General features: G+C 70.0%; 1 pseudogene. It reads right to left on the minus strand.

Features of this window, described 5'->3' with window-relative positions:
* Window positions 1–270: pseudogene (locus tag R0J87_RS20765) on the minus strand (NfeD family protein); the annotation flags it as partial.

The following is a 270-nucleotide window of genomic DNA, read 5'->3' on the forward strand; positions in this document are numbered from 1 at the left end:
GATCCGGCACATCGCGCGCGTTCAGATCCACGACATGTTGCGCGAGCGCGTCGCTTGCGCTCAGGCTCACCGCTTCGCGCACCGCGCGTTCGGCCCAATCGGCGTTGCGCCCGCGCATTTGCGCGAGGCCGCGGATGTAGGCAGCGGCATCGTGGACCTGCTTGCGCAGTTCTGTCGATTGAGTGTCGAGCGGGAGCGCGCTTGCGGCGCCGGTAGCGGCGTCACTTGCCGCGCCGCGCGAAGCGTTGCCCGAAGCGCCGGCGGATGCAG

The sequence above is a fragment of the Halomonas sp. SIMBA_159 genome, from assembly GCF_046536035.1.
GTDB lineage: Bacteria > Pseudomonadota > Gammaproteobacteria > Pseudomonadales > Halomonadaceae > Vreelandella > Vreelandella venusta_A.